This is a genomic window from Paraniabella hibiscisoli (assembly GCF_022512515.1).
GTDB lineage: Bacteria > Bacteroidota > Bacteroidia > Chitinophagales > Chitinophagaceae > Niabella > Niabella hibiscisoli.
Genome location: NZ_JAKWBK010000001.1, coordinates 1,787,994 through 1,807,361, shown reverse-complemented (window position 1 = coordinate 1,807,361; position 19,368 = coordinate 1,787,994). Strand labels below are relative to the sequence as shown.

Annotated in this window: 23 protein-coding genes; 10 read left to right on the top strand and 13 right to left on the bottom strand. The window is 41.7% G+C overall.

Annotated features, from left to right (window positions below):
• Positions 1-47: 47 nt before the first annotated feature.
• The 6 genes from MKP07_RS11420 to MKP07_RS11395 all read left to right on the top strand — a co-directional run bounded on the left by MKP07_RS11420 (position 48) and on the right by MKP07_RS11395 (position 6,659).
• Positions 48-950: a TonB-dependent receptor plug domain-containing protein gene (locus tag MKP07_RS11420; RefSeq protein ID WP_240847310.1), complete on the top strand. Its 903-nt coding sequence runs from the start codon at positions 48-50 to the stop codon at positions 948-950.
• Positions 908-3,049: a SusC/RagA family TonB-linked outer membrane protein gene (locus tag MKP07_RS11415; protein ID WP_317235998.1), complete on the top strand. Its 2,142-nt coding sequence runs from the start codon at positions 908-910 to the stop codon at positions 3,047-3,049. The genes MKP07_RS11420 and MKP07_RS11415 overlap by 43 nt, the downstream gene beginning before the upstream one ends.
• 169 nt (positions 3,050-3,218) lie before the next feature.
• Entirely contained in the window at positions 3,219-4,922 is a 1,704-nt protein-coding gene (locus MKP07_RS11410; RefSeq protein WP_240847309.1) for a RagB/SusD family nutrient uptake outer membrane protein, read from the top strand.
• Between the two features lie 203 nt (positions 4,923-5,125).
• On the top strand, positions 5,126-5,299 hold the full coding sequence (locus MKP07_RS11405; RefSeq protein ID WP_240847308.1) for a hypothetical protein: 174 nt from the start codon (positions 5,126-5,128) through the stop codon (positions 5,297-5,299).
• A complete protein-coding gene (locus MKP07_RS11400; protein WP_240847307.1) occupies positions 5,284-5,730 on the top strand; it encodes a hypothetical protein in 447 nt (148 codons plus the stop codon). Before MKP07_RS11405 ends, MKP07_RS11400 begins: the two co-directional genes overlap by 16 nt.
• Positions 5,731-6,044: 314 nt before the next feature.
• Positions 6,045-6,659, top strand: coding sequence for a hypothetical protein (locus MKP07_RS11395; RefSeq protein WP_394803562.1), 615 nt, complete (start codon positions 6,045-6,047; stop codon positions 6,657-6,659).
• Positions 6,660-6,953: 294 nt separating this feature from the next.
• Here the strand turns inward: MKP07_RS11395 and MKP07_RS11390 are convergent, their stop codons facing one another.
• The 6 genes from MKP07_RS11390 to MKP07_RS11365 all read right to left on the bottom strand — a co-directional run bounded on the left by MKP07_RS11390 (position 6,954) and on the right by MKP07_RS11365 (position 10,830).
• On the bottom strand, positions 6,954-7,388 hold the full coding sequence (locus MKP07_RS11390) for a hypothetical protein (RefSeq protein WP_240847306.1): 435 nt from the start codon (positions 7,386-7,388) through the stop codon (positions 6,954-6,956).
• Between the two features lie 145 nt (positions 7,389-7,533).
• Positions 7,534-8,613, bottom strand: coding sequence for a hypothetical protein (locus tag MKP07_RS11385; protein ID WP_240847305.1), 1,080 nt, complete (start codon positions 8,611-8,613; stop codon positions 7,534-7,536).
• 107 nt (positions 8,614-8,720) lie between these two features.
• Positions 8,721-9,089, bottom strand: a complete 369-nt coding sequence (locus MKP07_RS11380; RefSeq protein ID WP_240847304.1) for a hypothetical protein — start codon at positions 9,087-9,089, stop codon at positions 8,721-8,723.
• Between the two features lie 372 nt (positions 9,090-9,461).
• Positions 9,462-10,250, bottom strand: coding sequence for a M20/M25/M40 family metallo-hydrolase (locus MKP07_RS11375; protein WP_240847303.1), 789 nt, complete (start codon positions 10,248-10,250; stop codon positions 9,462-9,464).
• Positions 10,251-10,267: 17 nt separating this feature from the next.
• The gene (locus MKP07_RS11370; RefSeq protein ID WP_240847302.1) at positions 10,268-10,438 is read right to left on the bottom strand and encodes a hypothetical protein; all 171 of its coding nucleotides are present in this window, start codon (positions 10,436-10,438) and stop codon (positions 10,268-10,270) included.
• A 62-nt stretch (positions 10,439-10,500) separates the two neighbouring features.
• Positions 10,501-10,830: a hypothetical protein gene (locus tag MKP07_RS11365; protein WP_240847301.1), complete on the bottom strand. Its 330-nt coding sequence runs from the start codon at positions 10,828-10,830 to the stop codon at positions 10,501-10,503.
• Between the two features lie 228 nt (positions 10,831-11,058).
• Here MKP07_RS11365 and bshA point away from each other — a divergent pair, with 228 nt between their 5' ends.
• Positions 11,059-12,186 (top strand): N-acetyl-alpha-D-glucosaminyl L-malate synthase BshA, encoded by a 1,128-nt coding sequence (gene bshA, locus MKP07_RS11360; protein WP_240847300.1) that lies wholly within the window; start codon positions 11,059-11,061, stop codon positions 12,184-12,186.
• Positions 12,187-12,883: 697 nt separating this feature from the next.
• Here bshA and MKP07_RS11355 read toward each other — a convergent pair.
• The 5 genes from MKP07_RS11355 to MKP07_RS11340 are packed head-to-tail and all read right to left on the bottom strand — an operon-like array spanning position 12,884 to position 15,367.
• Entirely contained in the window at positions 12,884-13,861 is a 978-nt protein-coding gene (locus MKP07_RS11355) for a methylenetetrahydrofolate reductase (protein WP_240847299.1), read from the bottom strand.
• A 24-nt stretch (positions 13,862-13,885) separates the two neighbouring features.
• A complete protein-coding gene (locus MKP07_RS11350) occupies positions 13,886-14,065 on the bottom strand; it encodes a hypothetical protein (protein ID WP_240847298.1) in 180 nt (59 codons plus the stop codon).
• Positions 14,066-14,103: 38 nt separating this feature from the next.
• Positions 14,104-14,883: an ABC transporter ATP-binding protein gene (locus MKP07_RS11345; RefSeq protein WP_240847297.1), complete on the bottom strand. Its 780-nt coding sequence runs from the start codon at positions 14,881-14,883 to the stop codon at positions 14,104-14,106.
• The gene (locus MKP07_RS41110; protein WP_317235997.1) at positions 14,787-14,996 is read right to left on the bottom strand and encodes a hypothetical protein; all 210 of its coding nucleotides are present in this window, start codon (positions 14,994-14,996) and stop codon (positions 14,787-14,789) included. The genes MKP07_RS11345 and MKP07_RS41110 overlap by 97 nt, the downstream gene beginning before the upstream one ends.
• Positions 14,997-15,016: 20 nt before the next feature.
• Positions 15,017-15,367 carry an ABC transporter transmembrane domain-containing protein gene (locus tag MKP07_RS11340; RefSeq protein ID WP_240847296.1) on the bottom strand — a complete coding sequence of 117 codons (351 nt, stop codon included), beginning with the start codon at positions 15,365-15,367 and terminating at the stop codon, positions 15,017-15,019.
• Between the two features lie 524 nt (positions 15,368-15,891).
• Here MKP07_RS11340 and MKP07_RS11335 point away from each other — a divergent pair.
• From MKP07_RS11335 to MKP07_RS11325, 3 genes are all read left to right on the top strand, one after another.
• Positions 15,892-16,161, top strand: a complete 270-nt coding sequence (locus MKP07_RS11335; protein ID WP_240847295.1) for a hypothetical protein — start codon at positions 15,892-15,894, stop codon at positions 16,159-16,161.
• Entirely contained in the window at positions 16,080-17,078 is a 999-nt protein-coding gene (gene hflX / locus MKP07_RS11330; RefSeq protein ID WP_240847294.1) for a GTPase HflX, read from the top strand. The genes MKP07_RS11335 and hflX overlap by 82 nt, the downstream gene beginning before the upstream one ends.
• Before the next feature lie 386 nt (positions 17,079-17,464).
• Positions 17,465-17,830 (top strand): Rieske (2Fe-2S) protein, encoded by a 366-nt coding sequence (locus MKP07_RS11325; protein WP_240847293.1) that lies wholly within the window; start codon positions 17,465-17,467, stop codon positions 17,828-17,830.
• A gap of 29 nt (positions 17,831-17,859) precedes the next feature.
• Here the strand turns inward: MKP07_RS11325 and MKP07_RS11320 are convergent, their stop codons facing one another.
• Together MKP07_RS11320 and MKP07_RS11315 are read right to left on the bottom strand one after the other, a co-directional pair.
• Positions 17,860-18,642, bottom strand: coding sequence for a YoaK family protein (locus MKP07_RS11320; RefSeq protein ID WP_240847292.1), 783 nt, complete (start codon positions 18,640-18,642; stop codon positions 17,860-17,862).
• 197 nt (positions 18,643-18,839) lie between these two features.
• Positions 18,840-19,103 (bottom strand): hypothetical protein, encoded by a 264-nt coding sequence (locus tag MKP07_RS11315; protein ID WP_240847291.1) that lies wholly within the window; start codon positions 19,101-19,103, stop codon positions 18,840-18,842.
• Positions 19,104-19,368: the final 265 nt, after the last annotated feature.

The following is a 19,368-nucleotide window of genomic DNA, read 5'->3' as shown; positions in this document are numbered from 1 at the left end:
CATGCACGCGGTTTTAGCGCAAACCACGCCCATTACCGGAAAGGTACATGATGGCAAAAGGAAATCCAATTCCCGGCGCTACAGTTATGCAACAAGGAACCAGCCAGGGTGTACCAACCGGCGAAGATGGTTCATTTTCAATGAACGTCACGGGAGCCAAGCCCGTTCTGGAAGTTTCTGCAGTTGGCTTTTCCAGGAAAGTCATTCCTATTGAGAGTAAAACTCAGGTAGATATCCCGCTAGATGCTGACCAGGGCAATATGGAGGAAGTAGTGCTTATTGGTTATCAAAAAGTAACCCGTAAAAAGTCTACTGCATCTATTGCCAGCATTTCCGGTAAGGAAATAGAAAATCTGCCTATGTCGAGTTTTGACCAGTTAATGCAGGGACGCCTCTCCGGGGTAAACGTTCAGAACTTTAGTGGTGACCCCGGAGCAAGAGCAGCCGTAAGCGTTCGGGGTAGTTCATTAGTCAGTTCCCAGTGGGATCAAAACAATGTAATAAGTTCACCCCTGTATGTAGTGGACGGTGTACCACAATCTAATGAGGAATATGTAACACCCGGATCGGGCACAGGCATCAACTACCTGGCCGGCATCAATCCCAATGATATTGAATCGATAGATGTTCTGAAAGATGCATCTGCCGCCGCCATTTACGGATCCAGAGCAGCCAATGGCGTAATACTCATAACTACCAGGAAAGGCAGAAGCGGCGCTCCCAGAGTCACCTTGTCGGGATTCACCGGGTACACCGAACGCCCAAAGCTTCGTGAAGTTACCCTTGGAACCACAGAAAGACAACAGAAGTTGAGAGTACTCCAGGATCAGCTTACCTATGCACAGCAGCAACAGTTGCCCTACCTCTTAACAGACAGTTTAAATCCGGCATTTAACGGTAATACAGACTGGCAAGACCTTTTTACCAATCAGGTTCTATCAATAATGTAGACCTGGGTATTTCAGGTGGAAGTGAAAACGGGTCTACCTACCGCTTTAGTACAGGGTACTATGACGAGCAGGGCATTATTAAGGCTACCGGATTTAAAAGATATTCTGCCAGGCTCAACATGCTGTCCAAAGCAATGAAGGGCAAGCTGGAAATAAATCCTATACTGTTTTTCACCCGTACCACCAGGAGCCGGGGACTAGGCGCTGATCCAAGATTGGAAAATCTGAATATCAACCCGTTTAGTTTAGGCGCAGGCAATATGCCATCTTCTCTTTTTAATTTAAGTGAAGCCAAAAAGGAATCGATACTGGCATCTTATGATGAAAGCCTCGATAAAAACCTTTCCAATGTTTTTAATATGAACCTGAACCTCTCTTATGCTTTTAATGAGCATTTGAAACTCAATTCGCTTAGTTCATATAAATATTCCACATCGAGAAGAAACTATAACCGTACCAGTGCCATGGAAAGTTTCCTGGGTAACTATTCTTATACCTATAGCGACCAGATCGAGGATATGCTTACTTCTAATTATTTATCCTATACCAATAAATGGGGCGAACATAATTTTAGCGGCGTTGTAGGCCAGGATATCCAGTTCAATGTTTTTGAAAACACTTCTGCTTCAGGATCCTTTGGAGCATCTGATAATATAAAAGTGGTGCAGGGTGTTTTACTTAAAAACCTGGGAGCTTATTCTGACTACCAGGCCTATGGATTATTATCTTACTACAGTCGCCTGTCTTATGATTTCAAAGATCGTTACCTGTTCTCGTTTGCGGGAAGATGGGACGGCTCGTCGAGGTTTGGTGCCGGTAATAAATGGGGCTTCTTCCCTTCAGCTTCTGCCGCCTGGATCTTGTCTGAAGAAAAGTTCTTCCAGGATTTTTCTTCGGCCATCAATCTTTTTAAAATAAGAGGTTCGCTGGGCACCTCGGGAAGCCTGCCTTCAAGGAACTACCTGCAATACAATCTTTACACGGTTAACGCAGGAGCTTACCCCGGGAATGAGGGCTCCAGCTCTTACAACGGCGTAACCGCCATTACCCCCAACCTGAGAGATGGTGCAGCACAGTCCAGCCTGTCCTGGGAAAAATCAAAACAATGGAATATTGGGTTGGACTTTGAAGTAGAAAAAGGAAAGTATTCCGGCTCCATTGATGTTTATAATAAAGAAAGCTCTTTACAATTGTTCTCCGTAAACCTGCCGGTAACCACCGGCTACTCCAAAGCTTTAACCAATGCCATTGGTGTTAGAAACGCGGGGGTGGAATTAACGCTGGCTGCAAATCCTTTACCACAAAGCAGCCCGGTTAAATGGTTTAGCCGGCTAAACATCAGCTACAATAAAAATGCGATCATGAACCTGCCTAATGGCAACAGGGATCTTGTAATGGATGGAGATCGTTTTGACAAATCCCATATTCTTTCAGTAGGAAGTCCTATCAATGCTTTCTACCTGTATCGCACATTAGGTGTTTTTGCCACAGAAGATGATATACCTGTAAATCCCTTCACAGGTGCTAAATACAGGAACTCAAACGGGACCTTTACTGCTGGTTCCTTTTACATCCAGGATGTAGACGGCGATTACTTTACCGATGTATTTAACAGCGGGATCAACCCCGACAAAATCCCGATGGGTGACCCGAACCCCAGGATCACAGGAGGCTGGACGAATAATTTTACCTGGAATAATTTCACGGTTGGGCTGTTCTTCAATTTTGTATTTAAACGCGATATCCTGAACCTGTTCCTGGCAGATCAATTCAGCAATTCTACTTCCGGAGACCCGCAAAACAATTTTGCACAATACTCAACACCTAACCTGGATGCGATCAATATCTGGCGACAGCCGGGAGACAATGCCACCTACGCTAAATATGATCTGGGTACTTACCTGTATTACTATACGTCCGCTCAAAGCTTTTTCTTAACCAAAGGTGATTTTGTGAGGCTTAAAAATATTAACCTCCAATACAATATACCCGCACCTATAATAAAAAAATGGGGACTGGGCAGTTTCAAAATATTCGAACACTTGATAACGCAGCCCGTTGGCAGGCTTCAAAACTACTACCCGATGCAGAGAATGTAAACTCTTATGGAGAGTATGCGGGAGATGGATACCCCATTCCTAAAAATACACATTAGGTCTGCAGGTGCTGTTTTAGTACAGGCATTTTCAATCAGATTTTTTAATTCCAAATAATTAAAAAAATGCAATACAATATTAAATACCGATATCTTTTACTCCTGCTAACGCTATGCTGGCTTATCAGCATGAGCTCCTGCAAAAAATATTAGAACAACAGCCGCAAAACTCTACCTATGACGAGGTATTCTGGCAAACTGCCAGGGATTGCGAGTTTGCTATTGCAGGCAACTACTCCTTGCTCAGGGCATCTTTTACAGCCACCTCATCTTACGAAGAAAATGCCTTCCGCTACAATATGTATGGCGACGCGCAAACTACATCGACCAGCTATCTTACTATCAATTACAATGGCGATGGGCTGGAAGGCATACAGGGAGGCGATTTTACATTCCAGTATAATATACAAACATTGGGCGACTGGACCGTTTTTTACAAAACCATTGCCTACAGTAATATCATCCTTAAAAAGATCCCACTGATAGCAGATGATAAACTGGCTAAAGACGTGATTAATGTAGCATCCTTTAAAAACAAAATTATGGGTCAAGCCCTTTTCATAAGGGCCTTAAGCTACTTTCAGCTGGTTAAGGTTTGGGGAGATGTGCCTCTGGTTACCGAAGCGTACGATGATGTTTTGAGCGCACCGCAATTACCACGTTCTCCAAAGGCAGACGTTATGAAACAAATTGAAAACGACTGCCATGCCGCTATCAATATGCTTAACTGGGGTAATGAAGCCATACAGGAAAAAGGGGTGATTGCGAACAGGGGTTCTGTTTATGCACTTTTGGCTCACTTATACCTGTGGCGGGCTACGATGACCAATGTCAACACCGATAATCCCATCATGAGCGACGTTAACAGCGCCGATACCACGCTAAATACATTAATTGCACGTGGCGGCTATTCACTGGTAGATACGGCTAAGTATGGCGACCAGTTTATCAACCCTTCCACTGAAAGCATTTTTGAAGTTGCCATGAGCGAGAATAACCAGGAAGGCGCTTATTATCATATTGGCCTGGGCTTTCTAACAGGAACTTATGTGCAAGGCTATAGCTCTACTCCGAGATTCTGGGTACCCGACCAATACATCGATAACCACTACGGTGTGGAAAGAACCGGGTATGGGGAAGGCTTTGTTTATCTTTCCGGAAACTGGCAGTTCCTTCCTTTAAAAGTAATTGGCACAAGGTATTATACCACCTTAGGTGGCGTGGAGACAGATGTTACCAGTGTTGTCGATGCAGGAATGGGTCCGGGTTACGCTTATGTTGGTGACGACCTGGTACTCGTTGGAGGCAACGGTCCGGACGAGGGAGAAGTAAGGTATCGAAACAATTTTGCCAAATCGGGCACACAGGGAACCAATCTTATTAAATACAGGAATATTATTTACCGCAACCCGGGCAACAGAACCAATGGCTACCTGAGCAATAATATCCCTGTTTTCAGATTAAGTGATATGCGCCTATTGCAAGCCGAAGTGGCCTTATACAAAAATGACCTCAGCACTGCTGCCCAGATCATTAACTTCTTCCGGGACAGGAACCATTCCGGATCGATAAGGGTTAGCGCAACCGATACTAAGTTCGACCTGACCAGGGAGTATATGCTCGAAAGAGGTAAGGAATTATATATGGAGGGGCATGTTTACTTCGACCTCTTACGCACCAGGATGTATACGGAGTTTATTGGCTGGATGAGCACTGCCCGGTTTAGAGGCGAAGGTTTTTACTGGCCCATTTACCCGCTCCTGTTCAACGATAACAAATTCCTTACCCAAACACTATACTGGCGCGGTAAAGTATAATTATCATTCATTCACATAAACTGTAATAATGAAATGAAGCGTAAAAATTTTCGAATAAACTTTATACCCGATGCGGTAAAAATTTTTATGTGGAATTCCATGTGGCCAGAATCAATAAAAAATATACACATGAAAAATAAAATTCTGACAGTCATTATGATCGGCGTTGTTTTCATAGCCGCGTCCTGTAAAAAGACTATGCGGTGGATGGCGGTAAGTCTGACGAAAATGTAAATATGACCACTTATGACTACCTGAAGTCAAAGCCTGTATTTTCGTCGCTGGTACGCCTCATTGACCGTGCCGGCTTGAAAGATGCGGTAAACCAGCAAACCACTTTTTTGCTACCACCAATTATGGAGTGGATGAGTATTTAAAAGCCATGAAGAATATCAGGGCCATAGAACTGGGCGATGAGAACATCACCTACACGCTTGATAGTATTCCTTTATGGCGGCTCGATTCTTTAAAGACCTATATATTCCCGGAGAAATTGGGCAGAACCGTATTGACGACCAAGGGCAATTTCTACCAATCTAATTTCGGAAGCATGACCAATACCCGTATTAAACTGGGTCTTGCCAGAACCTACAATTATGGCGCTTATGTTGATTACGTGGACTACATAACCTATACTAAGGTTATTGGTGGAGATGACAGCGAAGTGCTTGACCCCTCCACTATTCCAACTCCCGAGGTGGATAAAGTAGTATGGGTACAATCGTCCGGCATCATGACAACCAATGGCGTGGTACATGTGTTAGACGGCTTTCACCGGTTATTTTTTAATGCCAACAATGCGAATTAGACGCATTTATTTTCAAATCAAATTTTAAACAGGTAAATAATGAGAAAATATTTAATACCCGCTTTTACCCTGCTTGTTTTTGGCGCTATCAATTGTAAAAAGATTCAACAGGGTTTTTAAGCGAAACGCTCAGATATACATCCCCCGATCTTTACGCACAGCGAGGGCTGGCGCTCGTTCAATCGGCAAAAATATTTGCCGATGGATCGACCCCTCCCATTACCTTCGAACTCCTCAACCTGAGAGACAGCTCGGGGAAACCTTTATCGGAAGCATTTAACACTAAATACGACGTAACCGTTTTTAAACCCGGCATGTCATTTAATGCAGAAACGGATACCACCGTTGCTTTGTTGAATGCTAAAAGAGAAACCGTTTCGGTTCTTCCCATGGATTTTAATACAGCAAGCGGGCAGCTATCGTTTAACAAAGCCGCTTTAAATCTTCCCCTGGGAATTTATAATTTCGATATCAAGGCAACCAATAGCGCCGGCTCAAGACTCTATCCCTCATTTGGAAGAATTCATGTAGTAGACCCTACACAGGAAGATATGTTCCTGATTGAGGATAATGTAGACAATGCATTTGACCTGGCGGGCACTACTTTCGCCAAAAGAAATCCCATACTAAAGTTTACAAGAGTGTCGGCAGACGGTGCAAGAATCATCTTAAAGATTTCAGATAAAAATGGATCACCGTTTAATCCAAGCAAGGGAGAGGTAATTGCAAGAGGCGACCGGCCTACATTTTTGAGCTACGCCAAATTCAACCCGGTTGTATTTACCGACACGGCTTTGGTATGCGACTTCGAAGTGGCTCCTTTTCCTTTAGCCAAATATATTGCAGGCGGCACCGATTGGGGGCACCTGATCTATTATCGTATCCCCGAAAAAATATTGTGTTTGACGGGTCAACTGTCGGGCTTTTGAATGCGAATCTTCGGTTTGCGTTTACTATTAAAATGGAGGGAACATTTATAATAGAGTATCAATTGCCGGATGCAGTAAGGGTGCCGACACCTTAAACTTTGCCTTCTCAATAAAGCCGTCTCAAAAGTATTTGAAGCGGCTTTATTGTTTTGCGTCTTTGTGTAAGCAATTTACCAGAGCTATTTTATTATTAGTTCTTTCCCATACAAATGTGTAAAGGTTCGCATTGGCTTCGATTTAAAAAAATTGGTTTTGAGAGAAAAAGGTACATCATGTATTCAACAATACCAATCTTTATTTTCCATTACTTTTAGTTTTAATCACCTTTTTACCAGCAGCATACCATCCTCCCGTCCAATTAGCCCATCCGCCTGGAGGTGCAGGTCTGTTGGATCCCCGGCCGCCAATAAGTATATTTTCTACGATAGCATTCTGATAGTGTGCTATTGCTGTACTGTTCCAGCTTCCAAAAGGGCTGGATAACCTTGCAACTGCGTCAGATGCATTAAAATCTAAAGGTGTCTGCCAAATAATTCTCATATAAGGGTATCGATAATCTTCAGCCGTAGTGGGGTTTAAAAACATGAAAATAGTTGTAGGTTCTTGTGACACATCACTAGAATTGGACATTATAGGACCAAAAGTTACAAAAGTCATTGGCATTTCACTTAGTAACTTGGAAAATGGCTGACCTATATAGTTGGCTTTTAAAGCTTCGATTTTTTTCAAATGACCAACCGTGTCCTGAACAACGCGGGAGGGTTGAGCATTTATGAAATTAAAAAAGCTTAGACTTATAATAATTAGTATGATATTTTTTTCATGATGAATTTTTTAAAGGTAATAAGAATTTAACAACGTTTAGAGGTCGTGGTCATCGGAGCTCCAGTTGAGTCTCTACAACAATGTGCCCATTGTCCTTCCTTCTGGGGACAATGTTTTGAACAGCAGGCTCAAAATTGCCTGTGTTTTTATTGTATTTGACCATCGTCACACCCGTATTAAGCTTGTTTAATGTTTCAACTTGGGCTGCCTCAAAGGCGAGATTGTGTCTGTTACTGTTGCCTTCATAAGCTTTATAAAATGTGTTAAAGGCCTCACTAAATATACTTTCAGCTTGAGAACCTTTTTTCCAAGATGCTGTACTTTCATCTAAATAAGTACTTTTTGTATTATTATAAAAATTTAATGCGAATGCATTATTGGTTACAGCTAAACCATATATACTGCTATCTGCTGCCATTATAAAGTTCCCTAAATAATTTATTCTTTTGGGATCCCATGCACTATTTATAAAATCGACACCTTTCTTAGCCAAGGTATATATATCGACAGCAGATGGACCAGCAGCTCCAGCTAGAGGATGCGTATGTACAAAACCAACAATATATTCATTTATTTTTGTAGCATACCCTAAAGTAATAGAATTTGTAAATGGTGATTGCTCTACTGGCGAAGTGTAATAGATAGAAGTATATTTAGTATTATCTTGCGAATCGTATGTTCGTTTTTCAATTATATAGAATCCTTGTTCAAAAGCATTAGTATATAAATTATTGAAGTTTTTAATTGAATCATGAATGCCTGCTGTTTGGTAAGTGTTGTTAAGCTTTGCCATTGCAACTGCTGCGCTTGCACATGGATCAGTTGAGGTATTTGTACCTGGTGGGATAGTTCCAGAAGGAGTTCCACCTACTCCTATTGGAGGGAATACTGTGCCAGGTACAGTGCTTGGAGGAAGGTCAGAACAAATTTTTAAATATGTAATTGTCGGACACAGCACTACAACTACCGTGTCACCCATAGAATAATTACAATTTGTATAAGTATAGACAGGGGTATAACTACAGTCATCTCCCTCTACATATCTACTGATCGTTTTTTGATTTGACGTTATTTGGAGAAGTTCATCCTTAGTAATGTCTTTGGAGAGTTTTGGATTTTGGAGCTGCATATCGCTATACCAGGCATTTGACTTAGTTCCGTTTATTAGCATATAACTCTGAAGCACCTCACTATCGTCACTTTCATTGTTAATGGAGACTCCATAAGTTGTAGTTCTTAAGGCTGCTTCATAGTTATTATCGGCATTTTTCTAATAACAAGATTGAAAGAATTTGTTAGAAGGTCAGTGTTACCTCCAATGAAAGGTTGGCCATAAAAGTCATACGGTATATCTATATAATCTCTCCCTCGCCAATTATATTGACTAGACTTTTCCCAATTGAGTTTGCCTGTTAACTTGCCCTTTATCGAGATTGTTTCATTTTTGTAAGCCAAACCGTTTTTTTGAAGCCAGGCTTTAGCTTCAAACTGGTTAATGGGCTCAGACTTAATAAGGCTATCTTGCCTTTTGCAGGAATGAAAAATAGTTATAAGAAATAAAAGAAAAATCGCAATAGCAGTTGTGCCTTTAGTGTTCTTTCTCATAAATTAATTTAAGGCGCAGTGTAAGTACTAACAGGTGTTTCACATTTTTTTCTGACAGTAAATTTGTGCGCGTGTTTTAAAATAAGGTCGTTTAGTTAAAAATAGGCATATTTAATACATTAAACAAATATTTAATTAAATATTTGTTTAATAGTTATTTTGCCAAAAATGTAGCAGGTCTCGAGTTTAGGCTGGAATTTTTTGTATCCCTGAAATTAGGCCGTAAACCAAAAGAGAGCGTGTCAAAGATTCTTGAAGGCTCTGAGAATCGATTATTTGATAACACACTTCATACCTTCCAAAATAAAAAGATTGTCTTCGACTTTTGAACACCTTTTTCATTAAAACATTTAAGCTCATAATCCAATTCGTTTACAATCCATATTTATCTACGAGGTATACTAATGCAGCCATGTTTACAGCGCCCAGTTCCAGCTCTCTTTTATTAACCGATTCAAAAGTATCGGTGCTGGCGTGGTGAATATCAAAGTATCGCTGGGAATCTGGCAAAAAGCCACATAAAGGTGTACCCAGTTGTTCCTTCAATGGTGCAATATCGGTACCACCGCCACCACGGGTAAATTCGCTACAACCATAGGGAGCAATAAGCGGCAACCAGCTTTTTACTTTTTCAAATACCGCATCACTGCTATTAAAGCTGAATGCTCTTGGTGTAAAGCCGCCGGCATCACTTTCTATAGCCAGTACATGTTTTTCATTACGGGCTTTCGCTACTTCGGCATACTGATCTCCGCCTCTTGCTCCATTTTCTTCGTTAGCAAATAATACAAATCTTATGGTATGCCGGGGTTTATAACCCAATGCCTTCAAGGTTCTTAAAACTTCTATAGTTTGGGTAATGCCCGCGCCATCGTCATGCGCGCCCTCACAATTATCCCAGCTATCCAGGTGACCGCCAATAGTGATGTATTGATCCGGGAATTCGGTCCCTTTCAATTCGCCAATAATATTATGGCCTTCCGCATCAGGCAGAAAATGTCCATTGGTTTTTAACGAGATTTTTACCGGCGTATTTTTCCCTAATTCAGCCGCCAGCCAGTCAGCATCACGCAGGCCTACTGCCACTGCCGGAATTTTAGCATACATCGAATCATAGCGCGTGCCGCCCGTATGCGGTATATTATCTACGCTATGGCTCATGCTACGCACTACTACACCTATAGCGCCGTATTTAGCCGCACGGGAAGGTCCCTGCGAACGGTATTTGGCAGCATCCCCATAGGCTTCAAAAGTGCGGATAAAGCGGGGTTAAATTTATAGTTATAAAAAACGATCTTTCCCCTTAGCTGGTCTTTCTTCTCTTCCAGCTCGTCGAAATTATTAATCAATACAACCGGTGCTGTAATAGCTTTAGCGCCTGTTCCTATAGAATTTCCCAGCGCGATCGCATTCAGTGATTTCGTTTTACCCCTTTTAAAACAGCGGAGGCCTCATCTTTGCCGCCCCTCACCCAATGTGGCACCATTACCGGTTGTTTCGTCACCCGATCACTGCCCGACTGCTCCAATAGCTGGTAACCCCAGGCCTCTGCCTTATACATCTGCGGAGATCCGGCCAACCTCGCACCAATGGTCTTGGTTAGTGTGCGCAGGTTATCATAGGCTTTGGCGTTGGTAAGAATTTCATCTGCTATTTTACTAATGAACTGCTCATCTGAATGCTGGCCCAGCAGGTTCATGCTAAAAAATAAAGATGCAGCTACAAACAATTTATGTTTCATGATGTTATGGTATGTGTTTTGAGTAAAGATAAAAAGTCTGGGCCTGATTAAAGGATCAGATTACTTTACCGGAGATTGTCAAAAAGCAGATTGTCGAATATAAAGGGTAAACTATGCCTGGTTTTTCAGCAGCATAGATGATCCCCTGACTTTGCTCATGTTATAAAAATAATATACTGCTGCGATGCAGAAAAGACTAATAAATACAGAAACGGCTATCTTTAACATATGCGAATAGGTATTGTTTGCTATCCAACATTTGGTGGCAGTGGCGTATTAGCCACAGAACTAGGTAAAGCTTTGGCTCAAAAAGGCCACCAGGTACACTTTATTACATATCAGCAACCAGTAAGACTGAGCGCTTTTAATCCCAATATTTATTATCACGAAGTACAGGTACCTACCTACCCGCTTTTTGATTTTCCACCCTATGAAACAGCATTAGCCAGTACCATGGTAAATGTGATCAAGAATTACAACCTTGATCTCCTTCATGTGCACTATGCCATTCCTCATGCTTCGGCGGCCTATATGGCTAAGAAAATTTTGCAGGATGAAGGATATGAAATACCGGTGGTTACCACACTGCACGGTACAGATATAACGCTGGTAGGAAAGGATAAAATGTATTCTCCTGTAGTTGCTTTTTCCATCAATAAAAGCGATGTAATTACGGCTGTATCGCAAAACCTGCGCGAGGAAACCCACAGCACTTTTGATATAAAGAAAGAAATTGAAGTAGTATATAATTTTATCGATGTAAAAAGGTTTAACCGCAAACCGTTCGATGCTTTTAAAAAAGTGCTCGCACCCAACGGGGAAAAAGTCTTATTGCACGCTTCCAATTTCAGACAGGTAAAAAGGGTTCCCGATGTGGTGGAGATCTTTCACGAAGTGCAAAAAGAAATACCGTCCAAATTACTGTTTGTGGGCGATGGACCTGAAAGGCTGCCCGCCGAAGACCTGGGACGCAAGCTGGGGATTTTTGAAAAAATGATCTTTGTAGGCAAGCAGGAACAAATTGAAGATGTATTTGCTATTGCCGATCTGTTTTTACTGCCTTCGGAATATGAAAGCTTTGGACTGGCTGCGCTGGAAGCCATGGCTTCTAAAGTACCGGTTATTTCGAGCAATGCAGGCGGCTTAAAAGAGGTAAATATTGATGGTATAACGGGCTATACGGCAGATGTTGGTGATGTGAAAGTGATGAGCGAGCGGGCTATTGAGATCTTAAAAGATGACGCTACTTTACAGAAATTCCGCCAGGGTGCTTTTGAGCATGCCCAGCAATATAATATGGATGCCATCATTCCGCAATATGAAGCTATTTACAGAAGGTTTTGTAAGGATTGTTAGGAAAGAGCCAGTAGGGATTAGCAAGTGGCTAGAAGGAAAAAACACACCATATTCAACATTCAATTCTCAATAGCAAATAATCGAACTCTCTGAGCCGCCGTCTCTCTGCGCACTCTGCGAGAAATAAAAAAGCTAGTAGGGATTAGGAAGTAGTAAGAAGGAAGAAATACTCAATGTTCAAGTATCAATATATCAAACTCTCTGCGCCTCCGTCTCTCTGCGCACTCTGCGAGAAATAAAAAAGCTAGTAGGGATTAGCAAGTAGTGAGAAGGAAGAAATACTCAATGTTCGAGCATCAATATATCAAACTATCTGTGCCTTCGTCTCTCTGCGCACTCTGCCTGAAACAAAAAAGCTAGTAGGGATTAGTAAGTAGTGAGAAGGAAGAAATACTCAATGTTCAAGCATCAATATATCAAACTATCTGTGCCTCCGTCTCTCTGCGCACTCTGCCTGAAACAAAAAAGCTAGTAGGGATTAGCAAGTAGTGAGAAAGAAGAAATACTCAATGTTCAAGTATCAATATATCAAACTATCTGTGCCTCCGTCTCTCTGCGCACTCTGCGTGAAACAAAAAAGCAAGTAGGGAGTAGCAAGTGGTGAATAGGAAGAAACACTTAATGTTCAACATTCAATTCTCAATAATCAATATTCATTGTGATCTGCGCTGCTACTTCTCCATACAAGCCGGGAAACTCATCTTCCTAAGCGACCGGAAATCCTGCTTAATATTTCGGTAGCAGCATCTATCTCATCTTTTTTATTAGAGATACTTTCGATATTGAATCCAATCGGAATTTGTTTGGATGCAGCGAAGTCTATCAGTTCGTTAGCAATCATTACAGAAGTACGAACAGATGTTTCCAGGATATCTTTTGAATGCTTAAGATCATTGTACAGCCACTTAGGCACTTCAATGCCCAGCCATTTCATAAACTCGAGTGTTTTGATGGAACCACAGGGACTGAGCGTAAAGAAAATAGGTTTCATTTCATAAGTATTCTCCAGCGCATCGTAATAATAGTCAGACAAGAGGTTCTTGGAATCAAACACATTGTAAACACATTGTGAAACAAAAAAGCTACATCCATTTTGTATTTTACTAAAGATCCTCTTATTCTCATCTCCCTTTTTGGAATGTCGCTCAGGTATAGTCACCCCACCCAATAGCAGCTGATTGTGACTTGTCCTTTTCAGATCGTAGGCATCTGTGAGGCTAAAATTGGTTTTATCCACCTGGGCTTTTGATGACGCGCCTACAAAAACAAAATGTTCCAGGTCCTTATTATCCATTAACCAGCTATTAAAACTATCGCTGGTTTGATTGGCGATGCTCTTGTATACAATCACCGGCAGGCCCACTTTACTCAAATAATTTCGATAATAGGTTTCGGGTGCAACTGTATGAATAAAAGGATAAGTACGCTCTTCACTCGTTCTGTCACTTTCATCCTGGATATCGTACAATATAATGCCATCCACATCCAGGTGCTTCATGCGTTCCAGTTGCTTGGTGGCAATCACTTCCAGGCGGTCTTGCTCAGTGGTGATCTTCGGAGGTGTAAAACTATACAACAGTAATCCCGTTTCTGCACTTTCTATTTTTTCGCGTAAGGGCTTCATTCTTTCTTTATAAACAATTTCTATGACTTTTATACGGTCCCTCTTAAGCAAGCTTTTTGCCTAATTCCTGCATATCTACCAATTTGCGGTAAACACCCCTTCAATTTGCATCAGCTCATGATGCTTTCCTCTTTCCACAATTTCGCCCTTATTCAATACAATAATTTCATCCGCATTTCGAACGGTGCTCAACCGGTGCGCAATAACAAGGGAAGTTCTGTTTTGCATCATATTGTTGATGGCATCCTGTACCAACCTTTCGCTTTCTGTATCCAGGGAGGAGGTGGCTTCATCTAAAATAAGAATCGGCGGATTTTTAGCACCGCGCGTGCAATCGTCACCCTTTGCTTTTCACCACCGCTGAGCTTCGCTCCCCTGTCTCCAATATTGGTTTCAAATTTCTCTGGCTTGCCATCAATAAAGCGAAAGGCATTGGCCACTTTGGCAGCGCTTTCTATTTCCTCCTGCGATGCATCGGGATGGGCTAGCGTTATATTATTACCGATCGTATCATTAAACAGGATGGGCTCCTGGCTTACGATCCCTATATGCTCCCGTATGCTCTGAATGCTATACTCTTTAATATTTACGCCATCTACCAATATTTCCCCATCTGTAACATCATGAAAACGAGGCACCAGGTCGGCCAGCGTACTTTTACCGGCGCCACTGCTACCTACCAGGGCAACGGTTTTTCCTTTAGGAATGGTCAGGTTGATATTTTTGAGAATGGGCGTTTCATTGTATGAGAAAGACACGTTTCTAAACTCGATACCCTGGTCAAACGATGCCAGTTGCTGTTTGCCATTATCTTCAACATTAACAGGTGTGTTTAATAACTCCTCTATGCGCTCGACAGCTGCAGAACCTGCCTGTACATTAAAGAAAGAAGTAGACAGGGACTTGGCCGGATTAATCATCATGGCGAAGATGGCAATAAACGCGATCAGGTCGCCTGCCGTTAAAGAATCGCCTGTTAAGATGAGGTTCGCCCCAAAATAAATGATAATACATAAAACGGCAACGCCCAGTAATTCGGTAAGTGGTGAAGCCAGATCTCTTCTGGCCGCCATTTTTTATTAATGCCCAGTAAGGTATTATTTAAGGTAACAAAGCGATTATTCATGATCTTTTCGGCACAAAAGGCTTTAATGATACGAATGCCGGTTAGCGTCTCATCGAGGATCGCCAGCGTATCACCAATTCTTAATGATGCTGCATTGCTTTGTTTTTTAATGTGCGGCTAATCCGCCCGATAATGAAAGCCGTAGCTGGTAAAAGGATCAATAAAAACATGGCAAGGCTGGGGCTAATGGCTACCATCGCCACAAGGTAACTGATCACCGACACCGGGTCTTTGATCATCCCCTCCATAGTATTGATAATCGAACTTTCAACTAAAGCGGCGTCATTCGTCATCCTGCTCATGATATCGCCCTTTCGCTGATCTGAAAAATATCCTACGGGCAGCGACAATACCTTAGCATACATATCATTTTTCAAATGAATGGTAATTGAACTTCTGACAGGTACGGACAAAAGCGAAGAAAGATACAAGAGCAGATTTTTTAGAATATGGAAACAATCACCAAAATACAACATATCAATACCGCCTGCATCTGGTGCCCTTCATTTACCAATCGCACCAGCTCCTTTCCCAGAAAATCTCCCCCGGAAGCTTCTTCAAAATATTTTGCCCGCCAATACCCGGCTCGTTAAAAATGATCGACATAAGCGGAGCCAACATCCCTAAAGAAACGACTGATAAAGATGAGCCTAATATTGTCAAAGAAATATACAGCGCAATTTTGCCCTTATATAAAGCGATATACTTAAATATTCTCCTGAATTTTTTCAATTGATTTCAAATTTTAAAGCCCACAAAGGTAACCATTTACTTATTTCCCAATGATAAACAAACCATAAAGCCTGTTTATGAGTTAGCCATCGGTATCTTTCAGCTAATATCCGGCACTATTCCCACTTCACACATATCCATTAGCCAATCTCCTATCCAATAAAACGTACAGTTTGTCATAAACCTTTAACCGGCAGCATTTTTGTTAACTTTGAGGTGAAATATGTTAGAAAAGAAGAATATCATACAAGACCAACAAACGGCCGTTATTGTAGGCGTTGTACAAAAAGACCAAACAGAGCAGCAGGTTAAAGACTACCTGGATGAGCTGGAGTTCCTGGCGGAAACAGCCGCGCTGTTACACGTAAACGCTTTGTGCAGAAGCTGCAACACCCTGATTCCAGGACTTTTGTGGGAAAAGGTAAGCTGGAAGAAATACGGCAGTACATATCTTTTAATGGCATCGACCTGGTCATCTTTGATGATGAGCTGAGCGGAGCCCAGATCAATAATATCCAGAAAGAACTGAAAATAAAAGTAATCGATCGATCGGATCTGATCCTGGACATTTTTGCGCGTCGTGCCAAAACGGCGCAGGCACGCACCCAGGTAGAGCTGGCCCAATATCAATATATACTACCCAGGCTACGTGGTATGTGGAGTCACCTGGAAAGACAGGGAGCAGGTATTGGCTCACGTGGTCCCGGTGAAACAGAGATAGAAACCGACCGTCGTATTGTTCGCGATAAAATTACCTTACTTCGTAAAAAGCTGGCCGAAATAGATAAACAGGCTTTCACCCAACGCAAAGAGCGTGGAGAGTTTATTCGTGTAGCCCTGGTAGGTTACACCAACGTTGGCAAGAGTACCATCATGAACCTGTTGAGCAAGCGTGATGTATTTGCAGAGAATAAACTGTTCGCTACATTGGACACTACTACCAGCAAGGTTGTTTTTGAAACCACTCCGTTCCTGTTAAGTGATACCGTAGGGTTTATAAGAAAATTACCTCACCACCTGGTAGAAAGCTTTAAAAGCACGCTGGATGAAGTGCGCGAGGCAGATATTTTAATGCATGTGGTTGATATTTCCCACACAAACTATGAAGATCAACTGGCTGTAGTGAATAAGACCTTGCAGGAATTAAAGGCTTTCGATAAGCCAACGGTTACCATTTTTAATAAGATGGACCTGTACGAAACGCAAACTTTTGACGAATGGCTGGGAGACGAAACCAAGGAAGAAATATTGCGGGATCTTTATGACCGCTGGAGCAATGAATTGCAGGGAAATGTAGTATTTGTTTCTGCAACGGAAAGACGTAATGTAGAAGGCCTGCGCGAAACTATTCTGAATAAGGTGAAGGAGCTATATGCGATACGTTATCCCTATAAGACGATGTTTTATTAGAAAATAGGGTATAGCGAGTGGCGAGTAGGGATTAAGAAAAAGAATAGTCAGTGATGAGTAAACAGTGTTTTATCAACTCCCAGCAGTGTAGTGATAAAAGAGATTCAGCATTCGATTTTCAATATATCAATACTCATTAATTCCCCTGCGACTCTGCTTCTTTGCGCGCTGCCTGCCCGAAAGAACTTTGTTCAGGCGGGTGTGAAATAAAAAGTAAATTGGAAATAGTGAATGGGGTGTGGCAAGAATGAATAATCAGTAATGAGTTGTTAGTTTAGACGCCTCTGTTTTTTTGATACAAATATTCAATACTCAATTTTCAATAAGCAAATGCTCAGTGCCTCCGTTTCTCTGTGAGCGCTGTGAGAAACCTAAAGAGCCATCTCGTGTTGAGAACACAGTTTGGGCTTTTCCTTAAGATGAATAAAGAATATACCTGGCATTTATTTGCACTGCATTTAAACGAAATACCTTTCAATCATGAAAACCTGGCTGAGATTAAAGTAGCCGGGAAAAAGATCTGCATCGCCCGCGTGGCTGACAAAGCTTTTGCTTGTGCCGCTCAGTGCCCGCATGCAGCAGTGCCTTTAGTGGGTGGCTATGTTAATGTGCAGCAACAGATCGTATGTCCTTTACACAGATACAAGTTCAGCCTGGAGAATGGCAGGAATGTCTCAGGTGAAGGATATTTTTTAAAAACCTATCCAATAGAAGAGAGGGAGGAAGGTTGGTTTATTGGCCTGCCTTCTTAGCTGGTACCCCATGTTGTACCAGTAGAGCTTTAGCTATGGTGCTCTTTGCTATAAGAAGGTACCAGCATACTACTTTTCTGCCTCCTGTTAATACGAAAGCGCTTTAACTTTAATATCCAAACCTTATAAGAATCATATAAGATCACCACCAGTAAGAACGCCGCGATGATAAAGAACATCTTAAACTGTAAGGTTTCATAGAACAAAGCGAACAGCACTCCACCTACAACGTACGATATAAAAATGGAGAAGATCAAAGTCGCTTTATCTCTCAGCTCTCTTTTATTCCTGAATTTTTTATTGGTGAACATGGAGGCCAATACCCCCAGATCAGTGGTTGCACCGGTGAGGTGCGTAGTTTTTACCGCAAAATTGGAAATGCTGGCAGTAAGCCCGTTCTGTAAACCCATAGCAAATAAAAGCAGGGATAACAACAACTCCGACTCATGTAATGAGCCTTTGTACCAGTAAGTACCATAAATGCCTACTGCTAAAATACAAGCCAGCTCCAGCAACAAAGGAAGCGCATGCGCGAGGTATTTATTCTTTTCAGATAGGTTGATCACCAGGAAATTGGATACAAAGCTACCAAAGAAGAAGAGGAATATCCAAGAACCTACCAAAGCGATCTGGTAGATATTACCGCTTACCAGCTCCGAAGCAAAAATGGCAAAATACCCGGTAACATTAGACGAGAAGGACAGGAATAATAATAGTGAAGCCACGTTTACCATACCGGCAACAAGGGCAGTTAATATACCCAACCTCACGTTGTCCCCCAGTGTTCTGCTATTACTATATTTACGTAACATAATTTTTTAAATTTTCACACAACTAACCTTTGCAATCCCCCGAATGTTCGCGTCTGTATCAAAGTTTAACTCGAGGTTACCTTTCGTAAGCCTGGCTATATTATACCGCTCTACCCTGTTATTATCATAAGTGATCATCAGAATATTGCCACGTCCTTTAATTTTCCAACTGGCTTGTTTTTTCTTATTATGACTGCTTAAAATAAGGCTGCCATCCGGATTAAACAGCTTTCTGCATTAATAATTCCAAGGTCTGTGGTAGACATTTCTTTCACTTCTTGTGGAGCAGACGTTATAGCCCTGTCTATATGCGCGCTATGATATACCCTGTCGTACTCCCAATGCACTTCTTTCCAGGCGCCCAGGATAACTGTTTCAGGATCGTGATATGCTTTAATAGTGAACGATAAACAGGCGAGTACCGCAAAAACTGCTGTTATTATAATAAATGTTTTCTTCATTGTTTTCCTTTTTTTAGGGTCCAGTACTTTCCATTATTTTACCCTTTTTTACCTGAGGCAAAGCTACCACGGAGGTATTAGAACCATATAAAGCTCAAATTAGAATTCAATTAGAAAAAGAGACGACCATATTAAAACCACATTAAAAACCGCATATATAACCAGCTGATTGTCATTTTTTTCTTAAAGAATTCTTAATGATGCAACCATTTAAAATGGTGTTAATTGCAGGCGGTCCTTTTTGAAAAATATTCTGGTTAAAGCC